Genomic DNA, 25,532 nt, shown 5'->3' on the forward strand with positions numbered 1-25,532 from the left:
GTGAAGCGGAATGGCTTATACGGTGAAGGAAGTATCTAATCTGTCGGGAATCAGCGTACGAACCTTGCATTATTATGATGAAATAGGATTGCTGAAACCGCATCATATTGGAAATAATGGATATCGCTATTACGAACAGGAACAACTGTTGAGGCTTCAGCAAATCATGGTATATAGGGAACTGGATTTGCCTTTATCTGAAATTGGAAATGTGCTGGAGCAAACCAAGGAACAAAAGGCCGAGGTTTTGCAAGAGCATCGAGCCAAGGTCGAGGCCAAAGTCTTCCGCTTGCATACTCTCCTACAAACCATCGACGAAACGGTGGCTCATTTGAAAGGGGAACAAGCATTGAAACCAGAGCAAATGTACCAAGGGTTTAACCCGGAAAAGCAGGAAATGTATGAACATGATTTGACAGACCGTTATGGTCAAGAGGCTCAGAAAACAATTCAGGAGAGCAAGACGGCGACGGAGAACTGGAGCAAAGAGGATTATTTGGATTCGCAGGCAGAGGCTGACCAGATTCATCGACGGCTGGCTGAAGCCATGAATAAAGGATTGAAGCATAACAGTGAAGAAGTACAGGCGCTGATCCGCCGTCATCTTCAATGGGTAAGCCGATTTTATACTCCTACCGCAGAAATTTATAGCGGGCTGGGAGACTTGTATGTCGAGCATGAGGATTTCAATAAAATGTATGAAGGCTATCGCCCCGGGCTGGCTGAGTATTTGCGAGACGGAATGAAGGTGCTGGCCGAACGGGAATTAAACTAGCAACAGCTGATGAAAGGGCTTAAATGATATGAAAAAGAGGTGAACAACAAGCCGATTTGACGGCCTGCTGTTCACCCTTTTTTTGTGTAAAACAGCTTACATGCTGCTTGGTACTGTTCTCATGCCTTGCTGACTGCTGTTTCCGAACTGCTGCATGTTACTACTGCCTGCAAAATGCTGTCCGGTCGACCCCATATGCTGCGGAAAGCTGTGATTCATGTGGCTTCCTGTACTAAAGGTGGATGGTTGCATACTACGGGAAGCATAGTTATCGCCAAATCCAGGCTGAGTCATTTGGCTGCTCGAGCGGATAGTGTTTTCCAGCTGGCTACACAGTTGAATAACTTGTTGGTATTGTTGCATAGCTTTTTGGTGGTCCTGGATTGCGGTTTGGATCATTTGAGCTGCATTACGTTCACGTTGCATCAGGTTTTCAAGGCTGGATGCATTTTGTTGCTCTTGTTGCAGCAACTGCTGATACATGGCGGTTCCTTGCTGTGTTTGTTGTGCCAATTGCTGAATAATTTGTTCACATTGATGAAGTTGTTGTTGTGGAGCCATGTTGTTGAACATTGATCATCAATCTCCTTCGCCGGATAGTTTTGGGTTTCAGACCCTCCTATATTGTGGCGAAGGAAGACGATATATATGCGCTATTTTTGGTTATAGGCTGGCTAACAGAATAGCCGTGAATTCCTCTAGGAATACACGATCTTCGTGATCAAAACGACCTTTAAGTGGGCTGTCAATGTCCAGCACTCCTATCAGCTCCCCATTCTTGACAAGGGGAATAACGATTTCACTATTGGAAGCAGCGTCACAGGCAATATGTCCTGGAAACGCATGTACATCATCTATAACAAGCGTTCGTTGTTCTGCTGCTGCGGTACCGCATACGCCACGTCCCAATGGAATCCGTATACATGCAGGCAAGCCCTGGAAAGGACCAAGTACAAGCTCAGTGCCATCATAAAGATAGAAACCGCTCCAGTTAATATTTGGAAGGAAGTGACCGAGTAATGCTGAAGCATTTGCCAGATTAGCAATGGTATTGGATTCATCATGAATCAGTGCCCGGAGTTGTCCGAGAACGGATTCGAATTGTTCATGACGTGTGCCTTCGTAAGGTATAGTTTGAAACATGTAGAGTTCACGCTCCTAACATTAAATTTTCACATGAAGTGTTGTATATATCGCCAAAAATAGGTAATTATGCAATTCGCTTTTACCATTGGTTAATTAATTTAAGATATAACGATTGTGCATATTCAGTCAAGTGGAAAACTATACGTTTTAGCGGGGCAAACAATATCGAAAGTAATTCAGCAAGGGTTGCCCTCATCTGTTTCCAGCTTATCCTCTATGGGTAAAAACAGTGTAACATGGTTGGCCTAGGCCAGAGAGGAGTTACAATTATGCATGCAGATGTTCAGAACTTGTTTATCCGTATACAGATGCTTTCTTATGCACATCAGAACGATCTCACGATAAGAGATATTCAACCTGTGTTGGAAGAGCGCGGTTACCGTGTAGGAGAACGTGAGGTCAAGCAGGAGCTTGAAAACCTGACGCAGGAAAACTTTCTGACACCGCATGATGATATGTACAGCATTACCGGTGCAGGGATCGATGAATTACAGGAAATTCAGTCGATGCTGGACGTACTGTACAAGGATGTTGTGAAGAAACCGACGCGCACCGCAGTTTAATCTTTTATAAAAATAGAAGATGCCCTTCTAATTCCTAATCCTAGGAACAGAAGGGCATCTTCTATATATATAAGTTTCTCAGCTTTAAATAAGGTTGTGTTTGTTGAAGGTGTATGCTTAAATGTAGCGTATATTTATTGTCATTTTAAATGCTGGAAGGATGATTAAACATGTGTGCATATGCATGTAAGGGGCATATACCACCGCTGGAGAGTCCGCGTCTTCGGCTGCGAAGAATGGAAAGCGGAGATGCGGCTACCATGTTCGCTTGCTGGTCTGACCCGGAGGTTCACCGTTATATGAACCTTTCTGGTATGTCAGGACGTGAGGACGCAGAGGATATGATTGAGCTGTTGAATGAGCTGGCGAAGACGGAGGATGCGCTGCGCTGGGGAATAGAGCTGAAGGAGAACGGGCAGTTGATTGGAAGCTGTGGTTTTAATTATTGGCAGACAGCGGGAGCTTATAAAGCTGAGATTGGTTATGAGATAGCCAAGCCTTATTGGCGACAGGGTTACATGACCGAGGCGCTACGCTTGGTGCTGTCATTCGGGTATAACACGATTCGGTTGAATCGGATCGAAGCGCTGGTGGACCCGCGCAATACAGGCTCGCAAGCTCTGCTGTCCTCGATGGGCTGGACACAGGAAGGACTGTTGCGGCAGGTACAGCATACATCTACAGGCTTTAAGGATATGCTGATGTATTCTTTACTGCATGAAGAATGGCTCAGACTGGAGGCACAACGAAATGCTGTTTCAGTATAACGGCGGTTCATCACCACTGCACAGACTAGGGCCGTTAAGTAAGCTAATATGGGTGGGATGCTTTAGCCTCCTGTCGATGGTTTGGGATTCGACGCTGCGGGAAGCAGTTCTCTTGGCTGTACTGATTGCTGTGGCTGGCTTGGGCGCACGTTTGACCTTAGCACGCCAGCTTCGGGCTATGTCATTCCTGATTGGGTTAGGCATCCCATATTTTATATTGTCTATCCTAGCGATTCGAGAAGGACATCCCGTGGCTTCATGGGGACCCATTGTCATTACAGCAGAGGGACTGGACATCGCAGGGGCGTTAACGTTGCGGATTTTTGTGTTGTTTTTGGCGTCTTATATCTATCTCTCGACGACCGATCCCCGAGATTTTGTGCAGGCATTGAATCTGCGCTTGCGTGTTCCTTATCGGTTTGCGTTCGGTATTTCAGTGGCACTGACGTTTCTCCCCTTATTGGAAGAAGAAGGGCGAACAATTATGGCAGCACGGCGTGTTCGTGGACAGGAACCACCACGGGGGTGGGGCAATCGGTTATCATGGTGGAGCGGGTATGCGGCTGCCGTGTTGGTGAATGCTGTAAGACGGGTTCAGCAGACGGCGCTGGCTATGGAGGGTAAAGGTTTCGGCGCTTATGCAGAACGGACCTATCTTCGCACACTGAAGAATGGGCGTTTAGGCAACTTATGTGCTGTGACTGCTGTAGTAGCTACGGCTGTTTTAGGGTGGAGCTTATAAAGTGAAGCCTCTTATTTTTGTTCTTATTGTCAACCTTTTAAATATAATTAGGTTGACAATAAGGCTGCAGATGAATACATTTATACAGTAGCAGCTTGTATAAGGATCAGAGCTGCAATCTTATAGATTAGATAGGGAGAGGAGTCAAGAATACATATGAAGGAATCTCGTATGTTTGCAAAGTTTACAACGCTGGATATCGTACTCATGGCGATGCTGGCCACGTTGAACGGCGTCATGACTGTGTATTTGTCGATCATTAACAAAACATTAAACAGTCTGGGAGGGCCTATCGCAACTTCCGCTATTGTCGGTCTGTACATGATATACGGTTTGTTGGCCTATTATATTATTCGTAAGCCGGGTACGGCGGTTATTGCTTATGCATTTGGTGCGGTAGTGCAGTCTTTTATGGGCTCTGCCTATGGAATTGCTTCTATTATTGCGGCGGCTGTCTGCTATATGATTGCGGCTGAGTTGGTATTTGCCTTGTTGCGGTATCGGCGCTGGAACGCAGTTTCGCTGATGCTAGTGGGTGGGGCTATGGTTCCGCTGTGGTTTATTGTGGCAGCCAATATGTTTGGCTATATGCATTGGGGGTGGAAGGTGCTGACGATTGCACTGGTCGTTCGTATCCTGAGCGGCATTGTCCTGTGTGGTCTGCTGACGAAAGTGCTGGGCGATGCCTTAAATCGTACGGGACTGTTAAAACGGTTTGAACTAGGACGCGCTTCACGTGCATAGCCGTGGGTGGCTATGCATGTGGTTATATCTTCAACAATGGGGATCGAGGATATTTCAGTTATGAATGAACATAGCGATTATAATTTGAACAGTAAAATAGCCGTATCCTTGAAGAATTTTGGCTATCGGTATGATGATCAGGTGGAGCCAGCGTTACATGGCCTGACACTGGACATTGCGGTGGGCGAGCATGTAGCCATTGTCGGAGCCAGCGGAAGTGGAAAGTCTACGCTATGTCAGCTACTTCATGGCGGATTGTCCCGTTCTGGCGAGGGCGAACGAACGGGTGAGCTGACCGTGTACGGGATGGACCCCGATACCGCTGATTTGGCTACTGTCGCCACCACTGTCGGCGTCGTGCTTCAGGACCCGGATGCCCAGCTGGTGCAGGGAATCGTCGAAGACGAGATTGCTTTTGGGCCGGAGAACCTGCGCGTGCCTCCGGCAGAAATAGCGCAGCGCATTGCCGCTGCGCTGGAGGCCGTCGGCCTAGCTCCCGAGCGCGACTCCTTCGTGCGGCGCCTCTCGGGAGGCCAGCGCCAACGCACCGCGATTGCTGCGGTACTGGCGTTGGAAGCGCCGCTGGTCGTGTTCGACGACGCAGCTGCGCAGTTAGACCCGCCGGCTGTCTGCGACTTCGTCCTGTTATGTCGGCGGCTCCATGCCGAAGGCCGGACGGTAGTTACCGCGTCCGGCCGCATAGACGATGGCGCACGGGCAGCGCAGCGCATCATCGTCCTGAAGGGCGGGACCGTGCAGCTGCAGGGTCCGCCCGAAACGCTGCTGCGCGAACATGGTGCGCAGCTGGCCGCCTTGGGGCTGCTCCCCTCTTCCGCAGAGAGGGGAGACGTGCCGTGTGAGCCGGGCGCGAAGCCCGGGTCAGCGGCGGACCGCGCTGGACAGCCGTTGCTGGAGGTGAAGGGATTGCCCTTCACCTACCCCGGCAGCCAGCGCCCGGCGCTCAAGGGCGTGAGTCTTGCCCTTGTACCTGGCGAACGAGCCGTGCTGTTGGGCGAGAACGGCTCAGGTAAAACCACGCTCGGCAAGCTGCTCATGGGCCTACTCCCTGCACCGAAGGGGTGCATGTGGTGGGAGGGGCAGGATATGGCGAAGCTGCCCATTCACCAGCTGGCTACCGAAATCGGCTATGTGTTCCAGCAGCCAGAGCATCAGTTTGCAGCTGCAACGGTGTGGGAAGAGTGCTTGTATAACGTGCGCGCCAAGCTTGGTTTACGGAACGGGGAGCCAGTTCCCGCCGCATATGTGGAACGGGCGCATCATTTGCTGGCCGCCGCCAGGCTGAACCACAGGCTAGAGGCTTCGCCATACCTGTTAAGTGGAGGCGAAAAAAGGCTTTTGAGCGTTGCGGCACAGTTCATCCTACCCAAAAAGCTTTACATTTTGGATGAGCCAACTGCGGGAACGGATTACGAAGGGGCAAACATCCTGCTCCATATGTGCACAGAGCAGTCTGCTGAAGGCGCGGCTTTTTTGATCATTACCCACGATTTGCAGATAGCTGAACGCTTTGCCGACCATGTTCTTCGTATGGAAGAGGGATATCTCTATAAAACGGAAGATAGCGGGAGTTATCATACGATTACAGTTGACAAAAATTAAGGATATGTAGACAATAATATATTATACATCGTACACAACAGGCGGCCTATATAGGTCGCCTGTTTACGATTAACAGTGTGGGTAATCATCCATCTGAGAGGGAAAACTGCACAGATACAACACAGTTTGTACAAGGAAAGGATTTGTGATTTGCTTGGGAAACGATAAACCTATGAAGCGCGGACTCGTGCTGACAGGTATTCTATTGGCCACCTTTCTGGCCGCGATTGAAGGAACGGTTATCGGTCCAGCGGGACCGACAATTGTGAGTGAACTGGGCAGTGTGAATTTGCTCAGCTGGATTTTTACGGCATATTTGCTAACGATGGCTGTAACCACGCCTATTTTCGGCAAGCTTAGCGATTTGTTTGGACGAAAACCCATTTTTTTAATTGGCTGTTCGTTATTTGTCCTTGGCTCTTTGCTTTGTATGCTGGCTGGTAGTATGGAGCAGCTTATTATCTATCGGGCCATTCAAGGGATTGGTGCGGGGGGTGTCATTCCCGTTACCTTTACCATTATCGGTGATATATACAAAATGGAGGAACGCGGCAAAGTCCAAGGCATGATCAGCTCAGTATGGGGAATTTCTTCCCTGATCGGGCCTCTCTTGGGTGGTTATGTGGTTACCTATTTTGGCTGGGAGTGGATTTTCGGCTTTAACGTTCCCTTTGGATTGCTGGCTATGTTCTTCATCGCCCGTTACTTGCGGGAACAGGTAAGCAAGCGTACCGCGCGTATCGACGTGCCGGGAGCAGTGACCTTTACCATCGGGATGACGGCCCTCTTGCTCGTATTGGCACTGGGCGGACAGTATATCGGTTGGGCTTCTCCTGAATTGCTGGCCTTGGCTACCGTAGCCATTTTGTTCCTGATTCTGTTTTTGGTTATCGAAAAACGCGCCCAGGAACCGATGGTGCCACTAAAGCTATTTCGGATACGGGATATCGCTTTTTCCTGTGCCGCAGCCCTGTTAGTCAGCACCCTGCTGATCGGACTGACTAGCTATCTTCCACTATGGATTCAAGGTGTATACGGTGGGGATGCCGCTTCATCTGGTCTCGCATTGGCTCCAATGTCCATAGGCTGGCTATTTGGCTCTATGATCGGAGGACGCATTTTGCTGACGCTGGGCTCGCGTCGAACCTCATTGATTGGACTGACCCTGATTGTATTGGGAGCCTTCGTCATGACCTTGATGGGCCAAACGGCTCCGATCTGGCTGCTCTTCCTGTCTACATTGTTGTATGGACTGGGATTCGGTTTCTCGATAACTGTGTTTACGATTATTGCCCAGTCCTCGGTCGGGTTCCAGTTGCGTGGCGCGTCTACAGCTTTGAATACATTCCTGCGCACGTTGGGGCAAACGATCGGGGTTGCTGCCTTCGGTTCATGGCTGAATTATCGCATTGCTGCCCAGACAGCAGAAGGACAGCTTACACAGCAAGGGGTTACGCAGGAGGATATTAACGGTCTGCTTGCACCTCATGCTTCACAGAGTCTAAGTGACAAGGTTGCCGGATTGCTTCGTTCTGTACTGGAAAACAGTCTGCATTCCCTGTTCGTTATCATGGTCGTTATTGCAGTGATTAGCTGGTTTGTCGTGCTCGGACTGCGGAACCGTCCGCCGGGTACGGAAGAAGAGGCAGATCAGCGCGTAAAGACACCACAAAGAGAACACGCATAAAAAATAATATAAATCTTTCATTATAAAAGAGATAGCCCGGACCTTTGAATAAAAGTCCGGGCTATCTCTTTATTCAAAGGTCTCTCCTCCTAATGATTCAACAAAAAAACACCTCGCATAGGACCAATAAATTTCCCAGCATACAAAAAGGAAATAAAAATCCCCTTGAGACTGCGATATATTCATATGGTATAGGTAACAAAATAGTAAAAAAGTCTTAAGAAATTGTAACAAAAAATTTGTTTCTGGATGGAGCTGTAGGGTACTAAGGAACTATTTTTTTGAACCCGCTTACAAATTGGGCTTTGTATGATTTATTTTAGAATGATTTTGCATGTGAATGAAGCAACCAAGCTAGCAATATGAAACACGGAAAAAAATCAAGCAGCAAATTTTTCTGAATGTAATAAGAATGAAAAAAAAGGGATTTTCAGAAAATTACTAGGAAAATATGAGGATGAAATTCATAGAGTAACCTGTTTTCTTATCTCACATAATAGGGCTTTTCAGTCTATATCAATCGTTTGACATACCATATAAAATGGCCCTATCAACCAAAAAGTTGGTTTTCAAATCTAGAAGCATAATTAGATTAAGGGAGATGGAGTACTTGAAGTTTAACAAATGGTTCAGTAAAGCAGCCACTGCAACAGTAGCAACTACCTTGCTGTTAGGAGGCGGCGTTCAGGCTTTTGCCGAGGAAAATGATGCATCTGATCTCAAAACAGACAATGCATTTACGCAAATTACGCGTAATGACATGCTGAATATTTTCAAACAGCAAGGCAAAGAGAAATATGAGGTTCCGTCCTTCGATGCGTCTACAATTAAGAATATTCCTTCTGCTATTGGTCGCGACAGCTCAGGCAAGCTGACTGATTTTGATGTCTGGGACTCTTGGCCGTTACAAAATGCCGATGGCACAGTAGCCAATTACAAAGGGTATAATATCGTTTTTGGATTGGCAGGCGATCCTAAAAGAGCAGAGGATACATTTATATATCTGTTCTATCAAAAAGCGGGTAATACCTCGCTGAGCGGCTGGAAAAATGCCGGAAGAGTATTTAAAGACAATGATAAATTACTTGCCAACGATCCGATTCTAAAAAATCAGTCAGAAGAATGGTCCGGTTCTGCTACGTTAACCTCTGATGGACAAGTACGTTTATTCTATACCAGCAGACAGCCCTTTGAGCCAAGTAACCAACTATACGGCAAACAAACCTTGAGCACGGCTCAAATTAATGTCTCTCAGCCTGATGACAAGACACTGAAAGTAGATGGAGTCGAGGATTTGAAATCGATCTATGACGGTGGAGATGGGAAAACCTATCAAAATGTACAGCAAAGCGTCGGAATAGATATGGACAACCATACGTTTAGAGACCCTCACTATGTCGAGGATCAAGGCCACAAATATATTATATTTGAAGCCAACACAGGAACAGAAACCGGCTACCAAGGCGAAGATTCGCTTCAAAACCCAGCTTATTATGGCGGCAATAAGAAATTCTTCACGGAAGAGCAACAAAATTTGTTGCAAAGTCCCAAGAAAAAGGGAGCTGAGCTGGCTAACGGCGCACTGGGCATCGTTGAATTGAATGATGATTATACGTTGAAAAATGTAATGCCTCCTTTGATTGCTTCCAATTTGGTAACAGATGAAATTGAACGGGCAAATGTGTTCAAAATGAACGGTTTGTGGTATTTATTTACGAGTACGAGAGGCTCCAAGGTGACTGTAGATGCGATCGGTGACGATGATATTTACATGCTGGGTTATGTTTCTACTTCCTTGACAGGGCCTTATAAACCCTTGAATGGAACCGGTCTCGTTCTTCATCAGGATCTGGATCGTGATGATATTACCTGGACGTATGCCCATTTTGCTATCCCGCAAGGCAAAGGCAATAACGTAGTCGTTTCGAGTTATATGACCAATCGCGGGCTTTTCCCGGATCACAAATCTACTTTCGCACCAAGCTTCCTGCTGAATATTAAAGGCTCGAAAACCTCTGTTGTGAAAAACGGTATTTTGGAGCAAGGGCAAATCACGATTGATCCAACGAATGACAAAAAAGAATCCCCAAATGAGTATGGAAAGAAATAAGTAAGTATATGTAATGCAGTATGTCCGAAGGCGGCAGATTGGTAGCAACCCGATCTGTCGTCCATCGGACGGTACATAACGATGCAATGAGAGGTAAGGAGGATCGTCATAATGAAAAAAAAAACTCCCAAGAGCATTTGGATACGATCCGTTGTAATCATCACAGGCTTAACTATATTCATAGCTATGGGTTGGAGTATGTACCAACAGGATACAGCCGAACCCCCAAAATCTGCTGCAACTCCAAAAAGTCAAGCTAAACAAAGTAAGCATACAACACCGACCTATCGGTCAGCCTATCATTTTACCGTTCCGGATAAGTGGAAGAATGACCCCCAACGGCCCATTTATTTCGATGGAAAATATCATTATTACTATTTATACAATCGTGACTATCCCAAAAAGAACGGTACAGAATGGCGACATGCCACATCAACCGACCTGGTTCATTGGAAAGATGAAGGGGTGGCGATTCCCAAATATACGAACCGGAATGGAGATCCTTGGTCCGGTTCGGTCGTGATCGATGATAAGAATACCGCAGGTTTTGGAAAAGGGACGCTGGTAGCCATTGTGACACAGCCCTCCGCAGATGGCGGAAAGCAGGAACAATTTTTGTGGTACAGTAAGGATAGAGGCAAGACGTTTACTTCTTACCGCAACAAGCCTGTGATGTCCAATCCCGGTACAAAGGACTTCAGAGATCCCAAAATCATCCGAGATACTGGGCGTAATCAATGGATGATGGTCATGGCAGAGGGAACGAAGATTGGCTTTTATAAGTCTAAAAATTTAAAGGATTGGCAATTTACGAGTGGCTTTCAAACGGAAAATATCGGGCTTGTGGAATGTCCTGACCTTTACCAGATGCGTGCAGATGATGGAACCTATCAATGGGTTTTGGGCGCGAGCGCCAATAGCAAACCAACAGGCGGACCCAACACGTATGCCTACTGGACGGGAGATTTTAATGGAGAAGCGTTTCTCCCTGATCACAGTGAACCTGAGTGGCTGGATTATGGGTTTGACTGGTATGGTGCAGTTACGTTCGAGGAAGGAAAAGACAAAGATAAATACAGTCACCGTTATGCTCTGGCCTGGATGAATAATTGGGATTATGCCAATAACACGCCTACCCTAAAGGAAGGCTTTAATGGAATGGATTCGATTGTTCGTCAAATTCGGTTGAAGCATACAGCAGATGCTGGGTATCGCTTGGTTTCACAGCCAGTAAAAACTTTGGATCGATTCCAAACTTCTACGAAATCATTTGGACAGATCAAAGTAGACGGTGTTTACTCGCTTCCGGTAGCAGGCGATACCTATCAGTTAGAGGCGGATGTATCTTGGTCAACGATCAAAAATGCGGGACTGAGGCTTCGAGAGTCAGCAGATGGCAAGCGCCATGTGGATGTCGGTGTTTCGGTGGATGGGCAATACTCCTACGTAAATAGAGCCAATACCGGACATCCAGATCAGAGTGGGAAATATGTAGAGAGCAAGGCGCCTTTTGATGCTAGTAAGAAAAAGGTCCACCTAAACATTCTCGTCGATAAAACCAGCATTGAAGTGTTTGTAGATGATGGAGAAGTAGCTTATTCCTCCTTAATATTTCCACGATTAGAGGATCAGAAAATTACTCTTTTTTCCGATGGCGGTCCGGCTATGTTTAACAATGTAGTGGTCAAACATTTTAGTCGATAGCAGATACTTATGCTGCTCGTAAGCTTGGGCATATTTCGCTCTATTCAGGTATATAAAAAGTCCACCCATGAATATAAGGGTGGACTTTTCTAGTATAAATCTAATCTACGTTTAGCACAGCTAAAGATTGTTCATTTCTTCACAAATGTTTGTTTGCTAAAATTACTATACATTCTATTTGTGATAAGGTGACAGGTTATCAGCGCTACGACCCAATTTTTTAAGCAAGCCGATGAGTTGATCTCTTTCTGTTTCACTGATTCCGCTAAAGGCACGTTCAATCTGACGTGTATAATCAGGATAAATTTCGTCCATGACACGTTGTCCCTCGTCCGTCAATTCTGCATATATAATCCGACGATCTTGGTCGCACGGGTGACGGTGCAAATAACCGCGACTTTCCAGCTTGTCAATAACATAAGTGACATTTCCGCTTTGCAGAAGCAGCTTTGCTCCAATTTGTTGGATTGGCTGCGCGCCCTTGTGATATAAAACTTCCATCACGGCAAAGGCCGTTGGGTTGAAGCCCACCGTTTTGATGCCAGCAACCGCATGTTCGTTTACACTTTTGAATGACTTGGCAAACACGCTATACAAATGCATGGATTGCTGTGTCACCAATGTTCGGTAATCTATCATCTTCATTCCGCCTTTATGTATGGATTTGGGCATCCTTTGACCGCTCGGCTCGGATGACCGGGCAACCATACCCTTGTTACTAGCATAAAGGGATTTACATAGCGAAAACATGCGATTTGTCACAGTAGCTGCTTTTTTAACTATTTAATTTCAAAGCATTATAGTAAATTTTTGAAAAATAAAGGATTTGAATGTAAAAATACTGTTCTGGTTGGTTATATTAAAAAAGAACATACCTAACCTAATGAACAAATTAACAAAATAAGCTAATTCAGAGGAGATGAAACACATGGATACGGGTTCTTTCCGTTTTCAATTTCGTGATCCGCAGCAAGCTGCTCAAGCCTGTGAAACATTAAAGGAAATTGGATACTCTGCCAGCACGAACGGTGACACAGGTCTCAATGTACATATTGAGAACCAAGATGTACTGTCTGCATTGGAAATTTGCCAAGCCTATGAAGGAAGCATGATTGAGGTAGGGACTCTTTTCTCTAAACCGGATGAATATCCCGGTTTGCAAGGAAATATAGGTGTACATAATCCAGGTTATAGCCCGGAAGACTGGATTATCCCAGCACATACGATCAACGAAGACTGGAGCGAAGCTTATAAAAATGGCTCCTCTCAAACGTACACTAATACGACGGAGGAGCACAACGTCAGCTCTGATCCTCAACCCGAGGACGATGTGGATGGATTTTCTGGAAGCATCCATACCTGATTTTTATCCTAAAATCATGATTAGAAATTTGAGTCTTCACTGTCCAGCACATTTTAAGGAAAAGTTCCTATAAGACCATGGATTATTGTGGCTTTGAAGGAGCTTTTTTTTGTGTGAGAAAAACTCAGTTGGAGCTTTTGCCAGAACTGAAACTCTGTAGGATTTGCATAAATAGCAGCGACAGCAGGGAATAACAATTTCAGAAAGGAGGTTTTGACCATGCAAAAATTAGGAGTTCACGAAAAATTGGAATTACATGAGCTGCTTACATTTAAAACAACTTGTCTCACAAAAGCCCAAACCATGATTCCTTTAGTGTCAGACACAAACTTAAAAAACATTTTGCAGCAGGATGTCAACGGTGGTACACAAGATATTCAACAGCTTAGAAATCTACTTGTGTAATTTTAAAGGAGGATTAACGTGAACTCTTTTGTTGAGAATATGACTGGAACGAGTCCCATGAACGATCAGGTGATTGCTTCTGATTTATTAATTTCAGCTAAAAGCGGAATTAAGAACTATGCTCTTGCGCTGACAGAGTCAACCAGTTCGGAAGTTCGCAATGTTCTTTGTGACCAATTGAGCAAAGCGGTTAATCTTCATGAACAAATCTTTAATTACATGAAGAACAACGGTTACTATAACGCTTATGATCCGGAGCAGCAAATACAAATGGATATTCAAAATGCCGATAAGGCCCTTTCTTTATCTAAAGTTTGATCGTTTGAGTTTCACTTAACCCCTCGGACAATTTTATACATTTACAAAGCACCAGTAAACCTTAACGGGGTTCTGGTGCTTCTTTATTCATAAATAAAGCCAAGTCATGCTTCACATGAAATATGGTGAAATAGGCAATCTTAAAATAGAGAACTCGGTCTCAAATTCAGGAATAGGGTGATTCTCTTTTATGGGTAAGTCTTCGGATCGTATGCAAAAAGAAAAAAAACTAAAATGGTGGCAACTAAGCTTGTTAGGAGTTGCAGGTACCATCGGTACAGGATATTTCCTCGGGTCCGGCTTAGCGATTTCCATCGGTGGCCCAGCCGTACTCATTGCATACTTTTTGGCAGCGGTGGGAACGTATGTGGTGTTTGACGCTCTTTCGCGCATGACGGCAGATCATCCAGAACAGGGCTCTTTCCGTTCCTATGCCCAAAAAGCATTTGGTAATTGGGCAGGCTTCGGTAGTGGCTGGGTGTATTGGTTCTCAGAATTGCTTATCAATGGGAGCCAACTAACGGCGCTATCTATATTCTCACGCTTCTGGTTTCCTCAGGTACCGATGTGGATTTTTGCGGCAGGCTTCGGGATTTTAGGGCTTGTGATTGTTTTTTTTGGTAACAAGGGTTTTGATCGAGTTGAAAATGTATTGGCTATTATTAAAATGGCAGCTATTGTTATGTTTCTGGTCTTGGCCGTTGCTCTTTTGGCAGGCTGGATCGGAGGAGGAAAATATAATCCAAAGTTCCCCATCAGTTACAAAGACTTTTTTCCTACCGGCGGTATGGGATTATGGTCATCTTTTATTTTTGCCTTTTATGCATACGGAGGTATTGAAGTGCTCGGAATAATGTCTAATCGGCTTCAAAAACCGGAGGATGCACCTAAAGCAGGAAAAGTAATGTTGATGACGCTCGTTGTAGTATATGTGCTTTCGATTGGTCTGGCTGTGTCTATGGTACCCTTAAGTGCCTTTAACCCGAAGGAAAGTCCATTTGTGCTTGCGCTGAGCAGCGATCATCTGGTTTTTGTACCTCATTTATTTAATGGAGTGCTTATTATTGCAGGGTTCTCAACAATGACAGCCTCCCTATATGCAGAGACATCTATGATGATTACACTTGCACAGGAGGGAGATGCGCCCACATTGTTTTCACGGAAGTGGAAGGGCAAATATCCTCTGTATGCACTTAGTTTGATCACTGTTGGATTAATCTCAGCCATCGTAATGTCGTTGCTGCTGCCGGGAAAAGTGTATGAATATATTACAACAGCTGCAGGGTTAATGCTGTTGTATAACTGGTGCTTTATTTTGCTGTCTTCAGGTAAGTTACTGGAATCGAGCACATCTAGCAACATTAAACGCTGGGTTGGATTATTGTTGATAGCTATGGCTGTGGTCGGATCCTTTTTTCATAAGCTTAGCCGTCCTGGGGTTTACATCAGCTTACTTCTGGTCTTGTTCATTGCAATATGTGACCTCATTGTACAATGGGTTCGCCGAAAACACGCCAAGGAATCTCGTTAACTTTGTCAGAGAGTTAATCGTCAGTGTAAAAAAAGTAATTGAAATGCCTGTACACCAAAATAAAAACCAAAACCGATAAGAGATAATCCAGACATCCAAGAGATGGTTTTAAGTAATCCGGTTTTTAGAAACCTCCGGAAAATACTTGAAGCGGCTGCCATGGTTACGTCCCAGAGTAACACACCTAATACAATCGCTCCGCTAAAGATCATTAGCTGTTGTACTGGATATGTATTAGCGACGTTGGCCAGTATGGACCCGTAAATGCCAAGCCAGAAAAGGATGGAGAGAGGATTAAATAATGACATCAGAAAGCCTGCCAAAAATGAATTGGTTAAGGTATTGCCATTTCCCCTTAATTCAGATTCTGAAATCACACCTGCATTTTTGATGCTTTCAACACCTGTATACACAAGTACGAAAAAACCAAATAACCATAAAAAAGCTTTAACAAACGGGGCATTGAGAAGGTGGATCATTCCCAAATAGACAAGCAGCATATAGATTATATCTGCGGTTATTGCCCCAAGCCCGATAAACCAAGCATGCCAAAATCCATTCTTAATACCTCGATCCAACTGTGCAGCATTAATCGGCCCAATGGGGGCCGAAAGTGACAGACCGAGAAAAATATAACTGATAAATGTATTAATGGTGTTTTCCTCCTTGATTTTTTATGGGCTGTTATGTACTTGTCTACTTTAGTTTATTCGGACAAACCCATGGGTAAGACCAATTTTTTGCGTATTTTGTAGGTGTAATCTCGTTATGACCAAACACTCAATAAATCAAATCCCAATAGAAGCTCTAATTCTTCGACAAAAGGATTAGAGCTTTTTGAATGCAGATCATTAAAAGTTCATTGAATAAATGGGCTTGACACTTTTGGTGAAAGCGCTTATATTTATCCCATAAACAATACGTTATATAACGTTATACAAAAAGGAGAGGTAAAAATGATGAATGTACAACAGACGGTTCAAACGATTTATGAACAATCAAGTGGAGAGATTTCTGAGGTTTATTTAGTAGCTTGCGGGGGCTCATTAGTCGATATGTATCCCTCAAAATATTTCTTGGATAGTGAAGCGAAGAAGCTGGTAGCAGGCATGTATACAGCAAATGAGTTTGTGCACGCGCTGCCAAAACGATTAGGTAAAAACTCAGTTGTCATCGTGTGTTCCCATGGAGGAAACACGCCGGAATCGGTTGCGGCTGCTAAATCAGCCAAAGAGAAAGGCGCTTACACCATCGGCTTAACCCACAATAGTGAAGCGACACTGCTCAATTATTCTGATTATTCATTCCTCTACGAGTGGGGAGATGAGAGCGATGTCAAAAATAACCCGATGGCTATTATTTTGGAGCTTACTGTTGAGCTGCTTCAAGTCGCTGAAGGCTATGTGCATTATCAAGCTTTCCAGAACGGCTTGGGAGCAATCAATGGAATTATTAACAGGGCCAAAATACAAGTCGAACCGCGTGCCAGTGTATTCGCTGACAAATACCGCAATGAAGATCTCTTCTATATCCTGACCAGCGGAGCTTCTTATGGACATGCCTACGGATTTGCTATCTGTTCTCTAATGGAAATGCAATGGCTTCATGCGGCTTCAATCCATTCCGGTGAATTTTTCCACGGTCCGTTTGAAGTAACGGATAAAGAAACTCCATTTATTCTGATGATCAACGAAGGACGCACACGGGCATTGGATGAGCGGGCACAGACTTTCCTGAATCAATATGCCGAGAAAGTAGAAGTAATCGATGCGAAGGAGCTTGGAATCGGAACCATTGCTGACGAGGTTGTCGAGTTCTTTAACCCGGTTTTATTTTATAGCATTGTATGTGTTTATCGTGAAGCACTCGCAAATGTACGCAATCACCCACTGGAAACTCGCCGTTATATGGGCAAAGTAGCTTACTAAGCGCACTTACCAACAGGAGGAAACCATCATGAAAGTTCTAGGCATTGGCGATAATGTGGTAGATAAATATGTTCATCTGCGCATGATGTATCCTGGCGGCAATGCGCTTAATTTCAGTGTGTTTGCCAAAAAAGCGGGAGTAGATGCAGCCTTTATTGGAGTATTCGGGGATGATAACGAAGCACAGCATGTAGAACACATTCTCCGTGAGCTGGAAATCGACATTTCACGGTGCAGATATCACAGCGGTGAGAACGGCTGCGCACGTGTAACCCTGGAAGACGGGGACAGAGTATTTCTGGGCAGCAATGAGGGAGGAGTTACACGTCTCCACCCGCTGAAGCTGAGTGAAGATGACAAGGCCTATGTTGGCGGGTTCGACCTTATTCACACGGGCTTGTACAGTCATACAGGGCACTTGCTGCCTGAATTGGAGACGCTGGGAATCCCTCTTTCTTTTGACTTTTCAGATGATTTCGTAGATGAACAGGTCGAGAGATATATTGCGTACGCCGATTTTGCATTCTTCTCTTGCAGCCATATGACGGATGAAGAGACACAGAACTATATCCGCTCCAATCGAAAAAAAGAGGGACAAATTCTGGTAGCCACACGCGGCGGAGATAGATCTATTGCCTATGATGGTACCAAGTTCTATTTTCAAACGCCTGATTCCGTGGACGCTGTGGATACGATGGGGGCAGGAGACTCCTATATCACCGCCTTTTTACTGAGTTTTTTGAAAAAGGATAATATTCAGGACGCTATGGCAGAAGGATCGAGGGTTGCCGCCCAGAGCTGTCTGGTAGAAGGTTCATTCGGATACGGCGTCCGTTACTAATAAACTTTTTTCAAACATCTTCACTTGTAAGAATATGTAACATTTGATACTCTAAGTGGGAGTAATATAACGTTATATGACAAGTGAGGGTACATTATGTTGAATTCAGATCAAGCAGAGCCATTATATATTCAATTACAAAAAGCGGTCAAAACTGCTATTCATAATGGAACATATACGCAGGGAAGTCGTATACCGACCGAAACTGAGCTAAGCGAGACCTACAATGTAAGTCGAATTACCGTAAGAAAAGCGATTGCCGAATTGGTTCATGAAGGTTATCTGACCAAACGTCAAGGAAAAGGAACCTTTGTCAATGTACCCAAAATTGGGCGGAAGATTGAACATGTGATCAGCTTTACGGCTGCCTGCAAATCCAACAGCCTCTCTTCACACAGTGTGGTCACAGAACGTGAAATCATAGAAGCAGATGAGGAAATTGCACATCAGTTGCAGTTGCCACAAGGAGAAAAAGTGTTATTTATTCAGCGCCAAAGATACGCCGGTGATCGACCGCTCATGCTGGAGAATAATTTTTATCCTTATGACCGATTTTCATTTCTAATGGAAGAGCAGTTAGAGGGCTCTGTATACGAACTATTGCGTCATAAATACAGCATCGATCCTAACCAACCGGGAGAGACGATATTACAAATCGCTTTGGCGGATGAATACCAGGCAAAGCTGCTAGAGACAGCCATCGGACAGGCGTTGTTCTACATGCATACGATTATTTATGATCAGCATGGAAGCCCCGTTCATGTAGGTAAGCAGTACATCATTGGGGACCGTTATCAATTCTCAATATAAATCCGTTGCCTGTTACGTAATGTTATTCAGGTACGGCGCAGCTTCTGCTTCCACTCCATGAGAGAAGCAGAAGCAATGTTATAACGTTATATTACGTTATGTTATGAAGCGGATAAATAATGAGGAGGTGAAACTGTGCAAGGGAAGAAGGACACATTAGCGGACAAGGTTCTACTGTCAAATGCTATTTTTAATGGCTTAGAAAATGAAGCTTCGCCTGGGTTTATTGCACTGCGGGGAGAATGTATTGCAGCAGTGGGGCGTCCCGAGGAAGCACAAGCTTGGATAGGAACTGAAACGGTTGTCTGTGATTTGGGTGATGCTTTTATCATGCCAGGAGTTCATGACAATCATGTATTTTTTACCGGATATATGTCGATGCATCGGGGCGTGGATTTGACTCATGCAGCCTCGATTGGAGAAGCAGTGGAATCCATGCTGCAAGCGGCAAACAATCTTCCGCCAGGGAAAGATGTAACCGCTTACGGTTGGAGCGAGGAAAGATGGGGCAAGCTGCCGGAACAAAGCTTGTTGGACGAGATGTTCCCTGATCGGGCGGTAATTGCCATTAACCTAAATAAAAGCTACTGCTGGATGAACCGACTGGCTCAGGAGAAATATCAATTTTTGCCGGATCAATGCAGTGCTGAGGCACGCGCTTTGCTACTCCAAGCCATGATGCAGGATCGCAGCCTTGTCAAACAAGAGTTTGTGGAGTTTTGCCGCCTGCTGGCTGCACGAGGAGTTACTTCCATAAAGGATATTGGCTTTGACCGACATAGCGAGCTACTGCCGATTCTAGAAGAATTGAAAGAAGCAGGAGAACTGCCACTCCGATTTCATTTTTCGCTTGAACCCGTTGTTGAACCGTTGGATGTTGGCACCGGTATCAAGTATAAAGCACTTTATAATGGAGACCTTATTCGTTTCCAAGGATACAAGCTGATGCTTGACGGCGTTGTAGCCGATCATACAGGGGATATGTTGGAGCCTTACGCAGATATGCCTGAAGTCACGAATTTAAGAACGGTTGATTATGAAAAAATTGAAGCCTCAGTTCTGGAAGCAGACAGCCAAGGTATCAAATGCTGCCTAACTGCAGAAGGGGATGCTGCAATTCGCCAGGCAGTATCGATGATTGAAAAATGCCGCGAACAACAAGGTAATCACCTTATTAGACATTCGATCAGTGATCTAGAGTATCCTCATTCAGATGATCTGATTAGAATGGGCGAGAACGAAATTTTTGCCGAAGTCTACGCCCAAATCCTGCTACTGAATCCTTCTTACGAGGATGCTTATATGTCTGCTGTGGTAGGTAAAGACAATGAAAACCGCTTTTATAATTATAAATCCATGCTGGAGGCTAACGTGCCAATAACCATTGGGACTGATCTGCCTTTATTTATCACTAGTGTCCCTGATTCACTGTATGCAGCCTCTCACCGATTATTCCCGGATGGCTCGCCTGCAGGAGGCTGGTATCCTGACCAAGGGATGCCGCCATCCGAAGTTTTAAGGGCATGGACCATTAATGGAGCCAAACATTGTTATATGGAAGAGGTTACAGGTACGCTGGAGGCTGGAAAATATGCTGACATCGCCGTTTTTGATCGCGACCTCCTTAACGCATCCGCTGGGGACATCAGGGATGCCCAAGTGATATTGACCATTATGGGAGGGAAGGTTACGTATAACCATTCTTGGAATGAGGGATAAACATGAACATCAAGAATAAGAAATGGAAATTATCCTTGCCCCATAGTTATACTTTAATATTTTTGATTATTATTACGGTCGCTACGTTGACATGGATTGTACCCAGCGGACAGTTTGAGCGTCATGAAGTGACAGTGAACGGTGTGATCAAAACGGCAATCGTTTCGGGAACCTATCACACTGTACCCAAAACGGGTGAGAATGGTGATTTAAGACAGGGAATCCCCCAAATCCTTAGCGCCCCGATTGAAGGGATTATCAATGCTGCCGATGTGGTCTCTTTTGTCCTTATTGTAGGCGGCTCCTTCGGGATTATTCTGCAGACGGGAGCCATCGATCGTGCTCTGATGGCTCTTGCCAGGCGACTGAAGAATAAGGGGATTTTGCTTATTCCAATTGCCATGGTTATATTCAGTCTTGGAGGCTCTACCTTTGGGATGAGCGAAGAAATTATTCCGCTGTATGCAATTTTTATTCCGTTAATGTTTGCCCTAGGCTTCGATTCTATGACTGCTATTCTCATTCTATTTCTGGGAACGCAAATTGGCTATGTTGGTTCGACTGTGAATCCATTTTCAGTATTGATTGCCCAGGGGATCGCAGGAGTGGAGGGGAATCCACAGCTCTGGCTGAGATTTATTGAATGGCTTGTATTTACTATGATTTCTATTGCCTTTACGATGTGGTATGCGCACCGGGTTAAGAGAAATCCGGAGAAATCCATTGTTTTTCAGAGTGATATTATAAATCGTGAGCAATTTATAAAAGAAAATACAGGTGAGGACGTCGTCTTCACGTTTCGGGACAAATTAATTATAGGTGGATTTATTGTAACGCTGGGAGCCATTGTCTGGGGAATTTTGGCCAAAGGCTGGTATATGACTGAAATCGGCGCCCTTTTCTTCGCACTCGGTCTTTTTGTCGGGGTAGTTACCAAAATGAGCCAGAAGGAGATAGCTGAGAATTTTGTAAAAGGGTGTGGAGAATTCATCTACGCTGCAGTGATTATAGGTCTCGCTCGCGGAATTCTGATCATCGCCGAGCAGGGTATGATCATCGATACCGTATTGAATGCACTCGCAGGCATCCTGGAAGGATTGCCAAATTACTTGTTCACAACCATTATGTTGGTTGCACATAATATTATTACTTTCCTGGTCCCATCTTCTTCGGGGGAAGCAGCACTAACTATGCCTGTACTTGCACCGCTTGGCGATCTTGTAGGCATCAATCGTGAAGCCGTAGTCACAGCGTACCAGTTTGGTAACGGGTTAACCAATCTCATTTCACCGACAGGTGGAGTTCTGCTAGCAGGATTGGCCATTGCCCGGATCAGCTTTGGACAGTGGCTGAAGGTAATCTTCAAGCTATTCCCCATCCTGTGGTTAGTTGCTGCTATTTTCGCTGCTATTTCGGCTGCGGTGGGTATTTAGTAAATCAAGTGAGAACCCCTGTCTTTAGAGACAAGGGTTTCTTTTTGTGTATAAGTTTACGTGGAAAATGAATAATATGGATAGCCTTTTTCTAAGGAGGAAATAAACTTGATGCTTGGTGATAATAGATTACTCATTGCTGCTCTAGGCGGTGTGAATGAAATCGGGAAAAACATGTATTTCATCCAATACGATCAGGATATCGTCGTAATCGATTGTGGTTCGAAGTTTCCTGATGAGAACTTGCCTGGTATTGACCTTATTGTGCCCGATGTCACCTATCTGCTGGAAAATCAGGATAAAGTCAGAGCGCTCATTGTGACTCATGGGCATGAGGATCACATCGGAGGTATTCCCTATCTGCTCAAGCAGATTAACATGCCTGTTTATGGGACAAAGCTCACCATCGAATTAATTAAGATTAAGTTAAGGGAACATAACCTTTTGCGTGATGCCGAGCTTCATCTTATAGATGCGGATTCAACCGTTCAAGCGGGAACGATTCAGGCATCCTTTTTCACCACGGTTCACAGTATCCCGGATTGCCTGGGTGTCTTTTTTCAGACACCGGAAGGAAATGTGGTCCATACCGGCGATTTCAAATTCGATATGTCTCCCGTAAGCGGACCTTTTCCCGATCTTCATCGAATGGCTGAAATAGGAAAGAAGGGGGTGAAAGTGCTGCTCTCCGAAAGTACAAATGCGGAAAGGCCAGGATTTACCCCTTCAGAACGTTTGGTTGGCGGGCATATTCTAGATGCATTTGCCAGAGCCAAACAGCAGGTGTTTATCTCCACGTTCGCTTCTAATGTTAACCGTGTCCAGCAAGTCATTGACGCGGCTGTGGAAACAGGCAGGAAACTGGTTTTACTCGGACGAAGTATGATAAATGTGGTGTCAGTGGCCAAGGAGCTGGGCTTCTTGCATATGCCTGAGGATTTACTGATTGAGGCGGGAGAAACAGAGCGGTTTCCCGCAGAAGAAATTGCAGTTTTATGTACCGGAAGCCAGGGAGAGCCGATGGCCGCATTGTCACGTTTAGCCAATTCCCTGCATCCCAAAATCGAAATTTTGCCTGGTGATACGGTCATCATTGCTGCGGGAGCCATACCGGGGAATGAGCGAAACCTTTCCCAGGTTATTGACAACCTGTATGTGCTGGGTGCCCAGGTTATTTATGGATCAGGTAGCTCTACAGGGATGCACGTATCCGGTCATGGTAGCCAGGAAGAATTGAAATTAATGATGACTTTGATGAAACCACAGTATTTGATTCCTATACATGGTGAATTCAGAATGCTGTATCAGCATCGGCAATTAGCGGAGTCTGTGGGGATTCCGATGGAGAATGTATTTATCGTCCATAACGGTGACACGATTCAAATTGAAGAGGGAAGGGCATCCCTGGGCCCTAAAGTACCAGCTGGCAATAGTTTGGTAGACGGGTTGGTAACCGGTGACGTAGGTAATATTGTCCTGCGTGACCGTAAAAAACTTTCTTCAGACGGAATGCTGATTATTGTGATGACGTTGAGTAAAAATGAGAAGCAAATGCTCGCAGCGCCAGAGGTCATTTCAAGAGGCTTTGTATATGTTAAGGATTCCGAAGAGCTCATGAGTCAGATCCACGACACGATTATGTCCACAGTGAACGAGCTAACAGAAATCGAAATGAGTCAGTGGGGACTGATTAAGCAGATGTTAAAAGATGATGTTGGTCGGTTCATTTACAATCAGACGAAGAGAAGACCCATGATTTTACCTATCATTATTGAGGTTTAAGATAGCGGCAAATGTCAAAACAAGATAGAGCTTGTTCAATACACGATTACTCAAAAAAAGACTTAACTCAGCAATTCAACTGATTTAAGTCTTTTTCATTTCCTTTTCCTATCTCCCCCAAACAAATGAGGATGCAGTGGTGGTATGCAGCGCAGCGGAGGATTTGAATCTGAAGAAGCGAAGCGTTCGCCTTTGCCACGGAATTCTTACCCTTAAATGTTTTATATAATCAAGAGAATCCCGTGGCAACAGCGATCGTAAGATCAAGTCCTACGCGCAGCGTCTTAATCGCTTACGGCCGCTTGTGTCCCTGCTGTATGCCCTGTCGTAAACGCCGCTGTAATATTATAACCACCTGTGTAACCGTGAATATCGAGAATCTCACCGCAGAAGAACAATCCAGGCATCAGCTTGGACTCCATCGTTTTCGGATTAATTTCCTTCAAATTCACACCGCCCCCGGTAACAAATGCTTCCTTCAGAGAGAGCGTACCGTTCACACGGATTGGAAACGCCTTAATGCGATGAGCAAGTTCTTGCCATTGCTGCTTGGGAATATGATCATAGGTCAAGTCCTCACGCAGTTCGGCTTGCTGGAGCAACAATGGAATCAAGCGTTCCGGTAAATAAGGCTTAAGCACGTTTTTGATCGCTTTTTTAGCATCGACCGATGCCAACTCCAGCGTCTCACGGTAGACTTCATCGGCATGTTTATGAGGCTGCAAATCGAGAGTCAATAACACCGTGTTTACCTTATCTTTTTTCATTCCCTTGACGACAAATTGACTGCACCGCAAAGCAGTTGGGCCAGATAGACCGAAATGTGTAAAAATCATATCTCCTTCATGGACGACAACTTTCTTTTGCTTCGCATTCCATACGGTCAGACTGATGTCGCGTAAGGATAGTCCCTGAAGCTCTTTCGTCTGGATGAACGTTTCGCCTGAGGTCAATGGCACCTCTGTTGGATACAGCTCCGTAATGGTATGCCCCGCTTGTTCTGCCCATGCATAGCCGTCACCTTCCGAGCCGGTATGCGGGACGGACTTGCCACCGACGGCTACAATGACATTACGGCTATGTAGGATTTCACCGGAACGCAGCCGTACCCCAGCTGTATGACCTTCTTTGTAAATAACCTCTTGAACAGGACGACTTGTCCGAATTTCGACTCCTTGAGAGCGTACCTTGTTAATCAAAGCATCGACTACTGTTTTGGCTTTGTCCGTCACTGGAAACATACGCCCATTGTCTTCTTCCTTTAAGGCTATACCCAGCTGTTCAAAAAAGGCGATGATATCCCGATTGCCAAAATCCGCCAGTGCACTGTGCAGAAAACGGCCATTGCCGGGGATGTGCCGAATGAGTTCGTCCAGCTCTTTGGCATTCGTGACATTGCAACGGCCTCCACCAGAGATCCCCAGCTTTCGCCCGAGTTTATTTCCTTTTTCAAGTAAAAGCACCTTGGCGCCCTCACTGCTGGCAGCGGCAGCAGCCATTAATCCGGCTGAGCCGCCTCCGATCACAATAACGTCGTAAGTCAT

General features: G+C 45.2%; 24 protein-coding genes. 19 read left to right on the forward strand and 5 right to left on the reverse strand.

The window, feature by feature from the left end; genetic code table 11:
- Positions 1 to 10: 10 nt before the first annotated feature.
- A complete protein-coding gene (locus ACYCS5_RS18415; protein WP_459759915.1) occupies positions 11 to 775 on the forward strand; it encodes a MerR family transcriptional regulator in 765 nt (254 codons plus the stop codon).
- A gap of 96 nt (positions 776 to 871) precedes the next feature.
- On the opposite strand, the gene ACYCS5_RS18420 is transcribed toward ACYCS5_RS18415, so the two are convergent.
- A complete protein-coding gene (locus ACYCS5_RS18420) occupies positions 872 to 1,348 on the reverse strand; it encodes a hypothetical protein (protein ID WP_459759916.1) in 477 nt (158 codons plus the stop codon).
- Between the two features lie 90 nt (positions 1,349 to 1,438).
- Positions 1,439 to 1,918 carry a GAF domain-containing protein gene (locus ACYCS5_RS18425; RefSeq protein WP_029515824.1) on the reverse strand — a complete coding sequence of 160 codons (480 nt, stop codon included), beginning with the start codon at positions 1,916 to 1,918 and terminating at the stop codon, positions 1,439 to 1,441.
- Positions 1,919 to 2,190: 272 nt separating this feature from the next.
- Between ACYCS5_RS18425 and ACYCS5_RS18430 the strand changes: the two genes are divergently transcribed.
- The 8 genes from ACYCS5_RS18430 (at position 2,191) to ACYCS5_RS18465 (ending at position 11,858) form a co-directional block, all read left to right on the forward strand.
- The gene (locus ACYCS5_RS18430; protein WP_165148363.1) at positions 2,191 to 2,484 is read left to right on the forward strand and encodes a hypothetical protein; all 294 of its coding nucleotides are present in this window, start codon (positions 2,191 to 2,193) and stop codon (positions 2,482 to 2,484) included.
- A gap of 170 nt (positions 2,485 to 2,654) precedes the next feature.
- Positions 2,655 to 3,251: a GNAT family N-acetyltransferase gene (locus ACYCS5_RS18435; protein ID WP_459759917.1), complete on the forward strand. Its 597-nt coding sequence runs from the start codon at positions 2,655 to 2,657 to the stop codon at positions 3,249 to 3,251.
- Entirely contained in the window at positions 3,235 to 3,993 is a 759-nt protein-coding gene (locus ACYCS5_RS18440) for an energy-coupling factor transporter transmembrane component T family protein (RefSeq protein WP_318627587.1), read from the forward strand. Before ACYCS5_RS18435 ends, ACYCS5_RS18440 begins: the two co-directional genes overlap by 17 nt.
- A gap of 156 nt (positions 3,994 to 4,149) precedes the next feature.
- Positions 4,150 to 4,737: an ECF transporter S component gene (locus tag ACYCS5_RS18445; protein ID WP_220026966.1), complete on the forward strand. Its 588-nt coding sequence runs from the start codon at positions 4,150 to 4,152 to the stop codon at positions 4,735 to 4,737.
- 60 nt (positions 4,738 to 4,797) lie between these two features.
- Positions 4,798 to 6,357, forward strand: coding sequence for an ABC transporter ATP-binding protein (locus ACYCS5_RS18450; protein WP_459759918.1), 1,560 nt, complete (start codon positions 4,798 to 4,800; stop codon positions 6,355 to 6,357).
- A 172-nt stretch (positions 6,358 to 6,529) separates the two neighbouring features.
- Complete coding sequence (locus tag ACYCS5_RS18455; protein ID WP_459759919.1) at positions 6,530 to 8,044, forward strand: MDR family MFS transporter; 1,515 nt, start codon at positions 6,530 to 6,532, stop codon at positions 8,042 to 8,044.
- 610 nt (positions 8,045 to 8,654) lie between these two features.
- Positions 8,655 to 10,154 carry a glycoside hydrolase family 68 protein gene (locus ACYCS5_RS18460; protein WP_029515816.1) on the forward strand — a complete coding sequence of 500 codons (1,500 nt, stop codon included), beginning with the start codon at positions 8,655 to 8,657 and terminating at the stop codon, positions 10,152 to 10,154.
- 111 nt (positions 10,155 to 10,265) lie between these two features.
- Entirely contained in the window at positions 10,266 to 11,858 is a 1,593-nt protein-coding gene (locus ACYCS5_RS18465) for a glycoside hydrolase family 32 protein (RefSeq protein WP_459759920.1), read from the forward strand.
- A 174-nt stretch (positions 11,859 to 12,032) separates the two neighbouring features.
- Here ACYCS5_RS18465 and ACYCS5_RS18470 read toward each other — a convergent pair whose 3' ends face one another.
- Entirely contained in the window at positions 12,033 to 12,497 is a 465-nt protein-coding gene (locus tag ACYCS5_RS18470; protein ID WP_013369372.1) for a MarR family winged helix-turn-helix transcriptional regulator, read from the reverse strand.
- Positions 12,498 to 12,786: 289 nt separating this feature from the next.
- Here ACYCS5_RS18470 and ACYCS5_RS18475 point away from each other — a divergent pair, with 289 nt between their 5' ends.
- The 4 genes from ACYCS5_RS18475 to ACYCS5_RS18490 all read left to right on the forward strand — a co-directional run bounded on the left by ACYCS5_RS18475 (position 12,787) and on the right by ACYCS5_RS18490 (position 15,475).
- Complete coding sequence (locus tag ACYCS5_RS18475) at positions 12,787 to 13,221, forward strand: hypothetical protein (RefSeq protein WP_029515814.1); 435 nt, start codon at positions 12,787 to 12,789, stop codon at positions 13,219 to 13,221.
- Positions 13,222 to 13,440: 219 nt separating this feature from the next.
- Positions 13,441 to 13,626, forward strand: coding sequence for a hypothetical protein (locus tag ACYCS5_RS18480; RefSeq protein ID WP_029515813.1), 186 nt, complete (start codon positions 13,441 to 13,443; stop codon positions 13,624 to 13,626).
- 18 nt (positions 13,627 to 13,644) lie between these two features.
- Entirely contained in the window at positions 13,645 to 13,944 is a 300-nt protein-coding gene (locus ACYCS5_RS18485; protein ID WP_165148387.1) for a spore coat protein, read from the forward strand.
- A 190-nt stretch (positions 13,945 to 14,134) separates the two neighbouring features.
- The gene (locus ACYCS5_RS18490) at positions 14,135 to 15,475 is read left to right on the forward strand and encodes an amino acid permease (RefSeq protein WP_165148390.1); all 1,341 of its coding nucleotides are present in this window, start codon (positions 14,135 to 14,137) and stop codon (positions 15,473 to 15,475) included.
- Between the two features lie 20 nt (positions 15,476 to 15,495).
- On the opposite strand, the gene ACYCS5_RS18495 is transcribed toward ACYCS5_RS18490, so the two are convergent.
- Positions 15,496 to 16,128, reverse strand: a complete 633-nt coding sequence (locus ACYCS5_RS18495) for a LysE family transporter (RefSeq protein ID WP_029515810.1) — start codon at positions 16,126 to 16,128, stop codon at positions 15,496 to 15,498.
- A gap of 303 nt (positions 16,129 to 16,431) precedes the next feature.
- On the opposite strand from ACYCS5_RS18495, the gene ACYCS5_RS18500 reads away from it, so the two are divergent.
- The 6 genes from ACYCS5_RS18500 (at position 16,432) to ACYCS5_RS18525 (ending at position 23,988) form a co-directional block, all read left to right on the forward strand.
- Positions 16,432 to 17,403 carry an SIS domain-containing protein gene (locus ACYCS5_RS18500; RefSeq protein WP_238437995.1) on the forward strand — a complete coding sequence of 324 codons (972 nt, stop codon included), beginning with the start codon at positions 16,432 to 16,434 and terminating at the stop codon, positions 17,401 to 17,403.
- 28 nt (positions 17,404 to 17,431) lie between these two features.
- Complete coding sequence (locus ACYCS5_RS18505) at positions 17,432 to 18,244, forward strand: fructoselysine 6-kinase (RefSeq protein ID WP_165148393.1); 813 nt, start codon at positions 17,432 to 17,434, stop codon at positions 18,242 to 18,244.
- 96 nt (positions 18,245 to 18,340) lie between these two features.
- Entirely contained in the window at positions 18,341 to 19,054 is a 714-nt protein-coding gene (locus ACYCS5_RS18510) for a GntR family transcriptional regulator (RefSeq protein ID WP_459759921.1), read from the forward strand.
- A gap of 135 nt (positions 19,055 to 19,189) precedes the next feature.
- Positions 19,190 to 20,773 carry an amidohydrolase gene (locus tag ACYCS5_RS18515; RefSeq protein ID WP_342425641.1) on the forward strand — a complete coding sequence of 528 codons (1,584 nt, stop codon included), beginning with the start codon at positions 19,190 to 19,192 and terminating at the stop codon, positions 20,771 to 20,773.
- Positions 20,774 to 20,775: 2 nt separating this feature from the next.
- Positions 20,776 to 22,206 (forward strand): YfcC family protein, encoded by a 1,431-nt coding sequence (locus tag ACYCS5_RS18520; RefSeq protein ID WP_459759922.1) that lies wholly within the window; start codon positions 20,776 to 20,778, stop codon positions 22,204 to 22,206.
- 111 nt (positions 22,207 to 22,317) lie between these two features.
- Entirely contained in the window at positions 22,318 to 23,988 is a 1,671-nt protein-coding gene (locus tag ACYCS5_RS18525) for a ribonuclease J (RefSeq protein WP_029515804.1), read from the forward strand.
- A gap of 284 nt (positions 23,989 to 24,272) precedes the next feature.
- On the opposite strand, the gene ACYCS5_RS18530 is transcribed toward ACYCS5_RS18525, so the two are convergent.
- Positions 24,273 to 25,532, reverse strand: a complete 1,260-nt coding sequence (locus tag ACYCS5_RS18530; protein WP_029515803.1) for a BaiN/RdsA family NAD(P)/FAD-dependent oxidoreductase — start codon at positions 25,530 to 25,532, stop codon at positions 24,273 to 24,275.

It is taken from the genome of Paenibacillus sp. SEL3 (genome assembly GCF_054602585.1).

What these genes read in the sequence shown, in the direction of transcription:
- ACYCS5_RS18430 (WP_165148363.1), top strand. Translation starts at nt 2,191, where the DNA reads ATGCATGCAGATGTTCAGAACTTGTTTATCCGTATACAGATGCTTTCT.
- ACYCS5_RS18480 (WP_029515813.1), top strand. Translation starts at nt 13,441, where the DNA reads ATGCAAAAATTAGGAGTTCACGAAAAATTGGAATTACATGAGCTGCTT.
- ACYCS5_RS18415 (WP_459759915.1), top strand. Translation starts at nt 11, where the DNA reads ATGGCTTATACGGTGAAGGAAGTATCTAATCTGTCGGGAATCAGCGTA.
- ACYCS5_RS18465 (WP_459759920.1), top strand. Translation starts at nt 10,266, where the DNA reads ATGAAAAAAAAAACTCCCAAGAGCATTTGGATACGATCCGTTGTAATC.
- ACYCS5_RS18455 (WP_459759919.1), top strand. Translation starts at nt 6,530, where the DNA reads ATGAAGCGCGGACTCGTGCTGACAGGTATTCTATTGGCCACCTTTCTG.
- ACYCS5_RS18450 (WP_459759918.1), top strand. Translation starts at nt 4,798, where the DNA reads ATGAATGAACATAGCGATTATAATTTGAACAGTAAAATAGCCGTATCC.
- ACYCS5_RS18525 (WP_029515804.1), top strand. Translation starts at nt 22,318, where the DNA reads ATGCTTGGTGATAATAGATTACTCATTGCTGCTCTAGGCGGTGTGAAT.
- ACYCS5_RS18520 (WP_459759922.1), top strand. Translation starts at nt 20,776, where the DNA reads ATGAACATCAAGAATAAGAAATGGAAATTATCCTTGCCCCATAGTTAT.
- ACYCS5_RS18435 (WP_459759917.1), top strand. Translation starts at nt 2,655, where the DNA reads ATGTGTGCATATGCATGTAAGGGGCATATACCACCGCTGGAGAGTCCG.
- ACYCS5_RS18490 (WP_165148390.1), top strand. Translation starts at nt 14,135, where the DNA reads ATGGGTAAGTCTTCGGATCGTATGCAAAAAGAAAAAAAACTAAAATGG.
- ACYCS5_RS18530 (WP_029515803.1), bottom strand. Translation starts at nt 25,532, where the DNA reads ATGACTTACGACGTTATTGTGATCGGAGGCGGCTCAGCCGGATTAATG.
- ACYCS5_RS18470 (WP_013369372.1), bottom strand. Translation starts at nt 12,497, where the DNA reads ATGATAGATTACCGAACATTGGTGACACAGCAATCCATGCATTTGTAT.
- ACYCS5_RS18505 (WP_165148393.1), top strand. Translation starts at nt 17,432, where the DNA reads ATGAAAGTTCTAGGCATTGGCGATAATGTGGTAGATAAATATGTTCAT.
- ACYCS5_RS18440 (WP_318627587.1), top strand. Translation starts at nt 3,235, where the DNA reads ATGCTGTTTCAGTATAACGGCGGTTCATCACCACTGCACAGACTAGGG.
- ACYCS5_RS18445 (WP_220026966.1), top strand. Translation starts at nt 4,150, where the DNA reads ATGAAGGAATCTCGTATGTTTGCAAAGTTTACAACGCTGGATATCGTA.
- ACYCS5_RS18420 (WP_459759916.1), bottom strand. Translation starts at nt 1,348, where the DNA reads ATGTTCAACAACATGGCTCCACAACAACAACTTCATCAATGTGAACAA.
- ACYCS5_RS18425 (WP_029515824.1), bottom strand. Translation starts at nt 1,918, where the DNA reads ATGTTTCAAACTATACCTTACGAAGGCACACGTCATGAACAATTCGAA.
- ACYCS5_RS18500 (WP_238437995.1), top strand. Translation starts at nt 16,432, where the DNA reads ATGATGAATGTACAACAGACGGTTCAAACGATTTATGAACAATCAAGT.
- ACYCS5_RS18510 (WP_459759921.1), top strand. Translation starts at nt 18,341, where the DNA reads ATGTTGAATTCAGATCAAGCAGAGCCATTATATATTCAATTACAAAAA.
- ACYCS5_RS18475 (WP_029515814.1), top strand. Translation starts at nt 12,787, where the DNA reads ATGGATACGGGTTCTTTCCGTTTTCAATTTCGTGATCCGCAGCAAGCT.